The following is an 8,646-nucleotide window of genomic DNA, read 5'->3' as shown; positions in this document are numbered from 1 at the left end:
ATTATTGTAACACTAAATAAAGTAAATTTGGGCATGAGAATGATTCTCACACCCACTTTTTTTTGATTTGCTAATTATTAAGTGCATCATAAAGGTTTTTAGCAACATTTTTTGGTAACCCTGTTGTTGTAAAATCTTCGACGGAAGCCTCTTTCATTTTTTTAATCGATCCAAAGGTTCTTAACAATTTCGTTTTTCTTTTCGCACCAATACCATCTACTGTATCGAGAACTGATTGTAATCCTGTTTTTTGTCTAGTTTGACGGTGGAAAGTAATAGCAAATCTATGCACTTCATCTTGAATACGATGTAACAAATAAAATGCTTGGCTATTTTTCTTCAAAGGTACGACTTCTGCGCTTGCACCATAAAGTAAATCAGAGGTTTGGTGTTTATCATTTTTCTTTAATCCTGCCACAGGAATATCTAAACCAAGTTCATTTTCTAAAACATCAATCACACCACTCATATGCCCTTTACCACCATCAACAATAATAAGGTCCGGCAAAGGTGTACCTTCATTTAGTACCCGAGTGTATCTTCTTCTAACGACTTCTCGCATAGACTTATAGTCATCAGGGCCTTCTACGCTTTTTATTTTGTATTTTCGGTATCCTTTTTTATTAGGTTTACCATCAACAAATGACACCATAGCAGAAACTGGATCTACACCTTGAATATTCGAATTATCAAAAGCTTCAATTCGAATTGGTGTTTGAATACCCATTCTATCGCCTAATTCTTCTATCGCTTTAACGGTACGAGATTCATCTTTTGCAATAAGTTCGAATTTATTATCTAACGTAATTTCTGCATTATGATTCGCTAAATCTACCATTTCTTTTTTCTTACCTTTTTGTGGTTGTACAATTTTCGTATCAACAACCGAATTAATCACATCTTTATTTAGATTTTTAGGGACGTGAACTTCTTTAGGTAAAATGTGTTGATTTAATTCATAAAACTGTCCGATAAACGTATAAAATTCTTCTTCTTCCGTTTGTTGTAATGGAATCATCGTAGCATCACGTTTTATCATATTTCCTTGTCGTACGAAAAAGACTTGGATACACATCCAACCTTTAGATACGCTGTATCCAAAAACGTCTCTAACAGTATAGTCTTTTGAAATAATTTTTTGCTTCTTCGTTAAGTTGTTTATATGCTCAATTAAATCTCTATATTCTTTTGCACGCTCAAAGTCTAATTCTTCACTTGCTTTTTGCATACGTTCTTCCAAATTACGTAAGATAGTTTTATCTTCACCATTAAGAAAATCGGATATTTCTCGTGTCATTTCGGCGTATTTACTTTGATCTACAGGATACACACAAGGCCCCATGCATTGCCCAATATGATAATAAAGGCATAGTTTGTCAGGCATTTTATCACATTTTCTAAATGGATAAATACGGTCGAGTAATTTTTTTGTTTCTTGTGCTGAATAAGCATTGGGATAAGGTCCGAAATATTTACCGGTACCTTTTTTTACAGTACGTGTAACAATTAATTTCGGATGTTTCTCTTTAGTTATTTTAATAAATGGATAGCTTTTATCATCTTTCAACAATATGTTATAACGCGGTTGATATTGTTTGATTAAGTTTAACTCTAGTAACAATGACTCAGTTTCACTAGAAGTTACGATATATTCAAAATTTCTAATTTCACTGACAAGTCGTGTTGTTTTTGCATCATGTGCACCAGTAAAATAAGAACGTAATCTATTTCTTAATTTTTTTGCTTTTCCCACATAGATAACTTGGTTATTTCTATCTTTCATTAAATAACAACCCGGTTCCATCGGTACAACTGTTAATTTTTGCTTTATTTGCTCTTGATAAGTTTCCATGATATACCTCCTTCCTTTACATAAGTCAGTTTATCGTAATGATATATTTTATGAATGTATATATTATAAAACATTATTCACTGTTTATTACAAAATTAAAGCTGATACATTAATAATTAATGTACCAGCTTTAAGCATTTAGCTTATAGATGTTTATCGATAACTTCTGCTAAGTTTTCTTTAGGTTGGAAACCAACAACTTTATCAACTGGTTCTCCATCTTTGAACACAATTAGAGTTGGAATACTCATAACTTCAAATTTAGCTGCAGTTGATGGGTTTTCATCAACGTCTAATTTTAAGATATTTGCTTTTCCATCATAGTCACCAGCAAGTTCTTCTAGCACTGGTGCTATCATTTTACAAGGTCCACACCAAGTTGCCCAAAAATCTACTAAATTAACACCAGATTTAATGTTTTCATCAAAGTTTGAATCAGTTGCTTTTACGATTGCCATAAATGCCAATCCTCCTTATTTTCAAATGATGAGCAAATTATAACAGAATTTAATTTATTCTGCATAGCCCTTGCTCACTATTATTTTAGTTCTACTACCGTAACGCCGAAACCACCTTCGCTTGGCATTCCATTTCTATATGATGCCACACTTTTATGGTTTTTCAAATAGTTCTGCACACCTTTTTGCAAAGCACCTGTCCCTTTCCCATGAATAATATTGACTTGCTGATAATTGCTTAATACAGCTTGATCAATGTATTGGTCCAGTTCATTAAGTGCTTCTTCATAACGATAACCTCTTAAGTCTAAATCCATTTTTACATTTTGTCTATTTTGACGCTTAACCATTTTAGTAGGTGCTTCTTGTGTCTTTTTAGTTTTTTCTAAGTCGCTTAAAGGAAGTTTCATTTTAATGATTCCCATTTGAACTATTGCTTCATCATTGGATACAACTTCTAGTACTTCACCTTTTTGACCATATGTTAATACTTTGACTTCATCGCCTACACGAATCTCATCCCATTTTTGTTTTTTAACCTGTTGTTTTATATCTTTTGCTTCATATTGATCATCAAGTTGTTTTTTCTTATCTATAAGTTCGTGTTCTTTTACGTCGGCACCTTTTTTATCGCGTAACGTTCTTAAATCTTTTAATATTTGATCCGCTTCTTGTGTTGCAGTTCTAACACGCTGATTGGCCTTATCTTTAGCTTCATCCATCAGACGTTTTTCATAAGCTTGATATTGTTCGTATTTTTTCTCTAAGTTATCATGTGTTTCTTGTGCTTCTCTTAATAATCTATCGAGTTCTATACGCTGATCATCGACGCGTTTAGAATTACTTTCAAGCGAAGCTATCATTTCGTTAATTTCTTGTTCATCTTGACCAATCATAGATTGAGCTTGTTGGATAATCGTTTTATCCAAGCCTAATTTGCTTGATATATCAAAAGCATTTGAACGTCCTGGTACACCCATTAATAATTTAAATGTTGGACTTAATGTAGTTACATCAAATTCAACACTCGCATTCATAACACCATCTCTATTATAGCTATATGCTTTTAATTCTGGATAATGTGTCGTAGCCATTACTAAACTATTAACATTGTGCGCATAATCTAAAATACTCATGGCAAGTGCTGCACCTTCACTAGGGTCCGTTCCTGCACCTAACTCATCGAATAAAATTAAACTATCTGCTGTCGCTTCTTGTAATATTTCAACTATGTTTTTCATATGTGATGAGAAAGTTGAAAGTGATTGCTCAATAGATTGCTCATCCCCAATATCGCAAAAGACATTCTCAAAGATACTTAGCTGACTACCATCTAAAGTAGGTATTAATAGACCTGATTGCGCCATAACAACGATAAGTCCTAGCGTTTTTAAAGTAACTGTTTTACCACCAGTATTTGGCCCTGTAATAATTACTGTTGAGATATCTTCGGCAAATTCGATCGTATTTGCAACAACGGTTTCTTGATCCAATAATGGATGAAATGCTTTAGGTAAATAAACAGTCCGTTCTGTATTAAATGTTGGTTTTGTTGCTTTAATAGAACTAGCATAACGCGCTTTCGCGATTAAAAAGTCAATTTGCCCCATTACATTTTCAGCCGTTAAACAACCTTCTGCTTCAGTTGCAACTTCTGCCGTTAATTCGATTAAAATACGTTCCCTTTCAACCGCTTCATCATTTTTCAATCTACTGATTGTATTGTTCATTTCTACTACAGAATTGGGTTCTATATATAATGTTTGGCCTGATGCGGATTGATCATGCACGATCCCATTAAAATCTTGACGGTATTCTGCTTTAACGGGAATAACATTTCGGTCATTTCTAACTGTAACTAAAGCGTCAGATAATTTCTTTTGATTGCTTTGACTTTTAACAATGCTATCAAGATTTTGCTTTATCTTTTGTGTAGTGCTAGCAATCTTACTGCGAATGCCTTGCAATTCATAACTCGCATTATCATATAAATCATACGTATCACATTTTTGGTGAATTGTTTGATACAAATCCGTTAATACAGGTAATTGATCCATTCTGCCATGCAAAATTGGATATAAAACCGCTTCATCTTCTTCTATTAACTGATTATAAAATGTTTTGAATTGGTTCTGTACTTGAATTAATCGTTTAATTAAATTCAGTTCACTAACATTTAGTACACCACCAATTGTTGCTCTATGAATTAATTGTGAAACTTTTGAAAGACCACTCAAACTAGGTAATCTGTGTTTATTATAGATTTGGGATAATTCGTCTGTCTCATCAATTTGAAATTGAACGGTATTTATATCAATTGCTGGTGACATGTTCTGCGCTTTTTCGCGACCTATATCACTAATGGTTTCTTTCTCTACTAAAGCTTTAATTTTATCGAATTCTAAGACATCTAATGATTTCTGTCTCATGTAATCCCTCTATTTCTTCAATTTAATATTGTTTTCAATCAATGATTTAAATGATTCTCTCGTCATAGTATTAATGACTCTATCTTTATGAACAAATCCTTTTTGTGCTGTAGCCACACCGTATTTCATAAATTCTAAATGATCTACGTGATGTGCGTCAGTATTAATTGTTAATTGAACATTTGGATGTTTTTTAACAACGTCTGCATTTAAATCAAGACGCTTTGGATTGGCATTAATTTCTAATATAGTGTTTGTTTCTTCTGCTAATGCACATAACTTATCAATATTCGGTTCGTAACCAGGTCGTCGACCAATAATACGTCCTGTAGGGTGCGCGATGTGTCTTACATAAGGATTGCGACAAGCATTTTCTAAACGTTGCATAATTTCCGCTTCACTTTGATTAAAGCTTTGATGAATCGCTGCAATAACATAATCTAGCTTAGCTAATACTTCATCACTGTAATCTAAACTTCCATCTGGTAAAATATCCATCTCTATACCAGAATAAATATCTATTTCCTCGTATTGTTTATTAAGTTGTTTTATTTCTTCATTTTGTCGTAATAATCGCTCTTCGGACAAGCCATTGGCAACTTTTAAACTTTGAGAGTGGTCAGTGATTACCATAAACTCATACCCTTTTTTGATGTTTGCTTCGATCATATCTTTTATGCTGAATGCGCCATCACTATAAGTTGTATGCATGTGGATATCACCATTTATATCATTAAGCGTAATTACATTTGATAAGTCTTTATCAAATTCACTACCATCTTCACGCATTGCAGGCGCAATCCAATTTACGTCAAAATGTTGGTAAATTTCTTCTTCGCTTTGATATTGGATTAAATTGCCATCCGCTTGTTCTATACCATACTCACTAATTTTTTCATTTTTATCTTTTGCCATCTGACGAATTCTAATATTGTGATCCTTAGAACCTGAAAAGTGTTGTAACGTATGATAAAAAGCTACTGGTTCGATAAGTCTGAAATCTACACCTATGGTTTCGTCATCATAGCTAACCTCAAGTGACACTTTTGTAGAACCAACTGCTACGTCTTTTTGTTTATTTGGTATTTTGATTAACGCTGCTTGAACTGACTGTGGCTTTGTCGTGCTAATAATATAATCTAAATCTTTACTGACTTCTTTATATCTTCTGAAGCTACCAGCAACTTCGTATTTATCAATGTCATCAATAGTATCTAAAAATTCATTTATTTCTGCACTTAATCCTCGCATTTGATCGATAGGATAATGATCTTTCTTAGCTCCTAGCGCTTTTACGGCTTCTAAAATATTTTGTTCTGTTTTTTTAGCAAAACCGCTAAGTTCACTCACTTTTCCTTGTTCACAGGCATTTTGTAGTGCTAATTTATCAGTGATATTTAATTCTTTATATAACTTAGCAATTTTTTTACTACCTAAACCTTGTATTTTTAACAATGGTACTAAACCGGCTGGAACTTCTTGTTCTAGTTGTGCTAATGTCGTCGATTCATTAGTCTGTCTATATTCGTCAATTACTTCGCCCACACCTTTGCCGATACCTTTAAGTTCAGTAACATCTTCAATTTCTTCTAAAGGACGTTCATCTATTTCTAAACTTTGCGCTGCTTTTCTATAAGCTGAAACTTTAAATGTATTCTCGCCTTTTAATTCCATATAAGTAGCGATTTTTTCTAATAATTGGATTACGTCTTTTTTTGTCATATTAATTCTCCTCATAAAAAAAGGGCAAGACAAGTTAACATGTGCGATATGCAACAGTATAAACCTTGCGTCTTGACCTCCTGGATAATAAATTTCTCAGTTTCAATAAGCTATTATATTTTTAAAATAAAGTGTGATAAAAATGGTATGTTTAAAATTAATGGCTTAGCTATCAAAGATATTGAAAGTTGTGATTGCACTATTTCATTTGGATAGATTGCTAAAACATAAAGCGCTAAATTCACTACTATTAATGAAGTAATTATACTAATGATCACGCCAATAATTCTACGCCATAGCGTCATATGAGATTGCTTTATCATATTATCAAATACAGCTACAATAGCATAGAGAATCAACTTCCCAATGATAGCAATAAAAATAAATGCAATAATATGATAAAATCGTTGTTGCAACTGCTCTAACGGTACGGCAAATTTCATATCATATGCCAACGTTTTCGGAAACGGAACAAATAATTCTAAACGACGTGCAATCATTAGATAGTATGCATTGCTAATAATTAAGGCTACTACTGTACAAGCCCCATGTAATACACTAAAAACAAAACCACGTCTAAAGCCTATAACTGCCATGTATAAAAAAACAAGCGCTACAGCTAAATCTATAATCATTGATTTTCTCTATTTTTATATTGCTGTAATTCTTGTTGCAGTCGATAGTTTTCTTCTTCTAATTGCACTTTTTCGTGCATGACATTGACTGCAGTAAGAACCGCTTTACGCGTAGTATCTAATCCTGCATTTTTACGGCCTAGTTCTTTTAACTTTTCATCAACCAAATTCGCTACATAGCGTATATGTTCAGGATTATCAGTTCCTACAATAGTATAATGTTTATCATTTATAATTACGTTGATTCTATTCTTAAACTCACCCATATGATAGCTCCTACCTTTTATATTATAGTTCGTAGTTATTTATTCAAAATAGCGTTTATCAACTACATATATTAAAAATATTTATCATCAGTCATTATACAATACTGTATAATATTTTGTAAGACCTGTGATTTAATTAGTAAATTCACTTTAATATGATATATTTTTAGAAATCTAAATGATCAAAGTGCTATCATCATTACTTTATGATAAGATTACTAGTGTTTTTGAAGAAATTTTGCGAAGTGGTGAATAAAATGAGTAATATTGTACATAAATTATCAGCATCGGAAGTAAACCAATTAATGAGTCGTTTAGATTTTGAAACATCTAACCTTCCTCAAGGTATGAAAGCTAAACTGAAATATAAAGGAACGGTTATTTCTATATACAACTCAAATAAAGTGATGTTCCAAGGAAACAATGCGGAAAGCACTGCACACGAACTGTTACCTAATGTCAGTCCAAAGCATGCTTCTAAAAGTTCATCATCTACTAAATCGCCTACTAAAAAAACTGCATCACACCCACCTTTTAACAAGCATAATTGTATCGGCAGCGATGAAGCAGGTAGTGGAGATTTTTTTGGCCCTTTAACTGTTTGTGCCGCATACGTATCTAAAGAACATTGCCAAGTGTTAAAAACTTTAGGTGTTGACGATTCGAAGAAACTTACAGACACTAAAATAGTAGAACTCGCTGAACAACTCGTTACATTTATACCACACTCATTATTAACATTGGATAATAAAAATTATAATATCAAACAAGCTAGTGGTTGGTCACAAGTTAAAATGAAAGCCGTGTTACATAATGAAGCAATTAAAAATGTTACTGCCAAAATAGAGACTGACGCTTTAGACTATATCGTTATCGATCAATTCGCAGAACCTAACGTTTATAAAAGATATGCGTTAACAAACCTCCCTTTCGAAGAACGGACTTGTTTTGAAACTAAAGGTGAATCAAAATCTTTAGCCATCGCAGCAGCAAGTATCATATCACGATATGCGTTTGTTAAAAATATGGATCACTTATCAAAAAAACTCAATACAACGTTGCCTAAAGGAGCAAGTAACAAAGTAGACTTGAGTGCAGCAAAAATAATTGAACGTTGGGATATCAATGTACTAGATGATATGACGAAAAAACATTTTGCCAACCGTAATAAAGCACTTGCCTTAGTTAATAAAAAACATAATTAGTAGCGAAGTAATTATACTAAATTCAACTGCTTGTCATTTTAATATGTCTCTTATTATTTTAAATGCATCAAATTTTGTT

The 8,646-nt window shown here is 32.7% G+C and carries 7 protein-coding genes; 1 reads left to right on the top strand and 6 read right to left on the bottom strand.

The features are described 5' to 3' along the window. Positions 1 to 70: 70 nt before the first annotated feature. The 6 genes from uvrC to zapA form a co-directional block, all read right to left on the bottom strand. Positions 71 to 1,852 carry an excinuclease ABC subunit UvrC gene (gene uvrC / locus RPL90_RS00625; RefSeq protein WP_313541420.1) on the bottom strand — a complete coding sequence of 594 codons (1,782 nt, stop codon included), beginning with the start codon at positions 1,850 to 1,852 and terminating at the stop codon, positions 71 to 73. Positions 1,853 to 1,995: 143 nt separating this feature from the next. Further along, positions 1,996 to 2,310, bottom strand: a complete 315-nt coding sequence (gene trxA / locus RPL90_RS00620) for a thioredoxin (protein WP_048794161.1) — start codon at positions 2,308 to 2,310, stop codon at positions 1,996 to 1,998. 80 nt (positions 2,311 to 2,390) lie between these two features. Continuing rightward, the gene (locus RPL90_RS00615; protein ID WP_313541417.1) at positions 2,391 to 4,739 is read right to left on the bottom strand and encodes an endonuclease MutS2; all 2,349 of its coding nucleotides are present in this window, start codon (positions 4,737 to 4,739) and stop codon (positions 2,391 to 2,393) included. Positions 4,740 to 4,748: 9 nt separating this feature from the next. After that, positions 4,749 to 6,461 (bottom strand): DNA polymerase/3'-5' exonuclease PolX, encoded by a 1,713-nt coding sequence (gene polX, locus RPL90_RS00610; RefSeq protein WP_313541415.1) that lies wholly within the window; start codon positions 6,459 to 6,461, stop codon positions 4,749 to 4,751. A gap of 113 nt (positions 6,462 to 6,574) precedes the next feature. Beyond that, a complete protein-coding gene (locus RPL90_RS00605) occupies positions 6,575 to 7,096 on the bottom strand; it encodes a CvpA family protein (RefSeq protein WP_313541413.1) in 522 nt (173 codons plus the stop codon). Continuing rightward, positions 7,093 to 7,362, bottom strand: a complete 270-nt coding sequence (gene zapA / locus RPL90_RS00600) for a cell division protein ZapA (RefSeq protein WP_061854933.1) — start codon at positions 7,360 to 7,362, stop codon at positions 7,093 to 7,095. Before zapA ends, RPL90_RS00605 begins: the two co-directional genes overlap by 4 nt. Positions 7,363 to 7,619: 257 nt before the next feature. Here zapA and rnhC point away from each other — a divergent pair, with 257 nt between their 5' ends. Further along, positions 7,620 to 8,567 carry a ribonuclease HIII gene (gene rnhC, locus RPL90_RS00595; protein ID WP_313541409.1) on the top strand — a complete coding sequence of 316 codons (948 nt, stop codon included), beginning with the start codon at positions 7,620 to 7,622 and terminating at the stop codon, positions 8,565 to 8,567. Positions 8,568 to 8,646 lie beyond the last annotated feature (79 nt).

This window comes from Staphylococcus kloosii (assembly GCF_032139365.1).
In the GTDB taxonomy this organism is placed as follows: Bacteria; Bacillota; Bacilli; order Staphylococcales; family Staphylococcaceae; genus Staphylococcus; species Staphylococcus kloosii_A.
The sequence above is the reverse complement of the archived record's forward strand: the minus strand, read 5'-3'. Positions and strand labels throughout refer to the sequence as shown.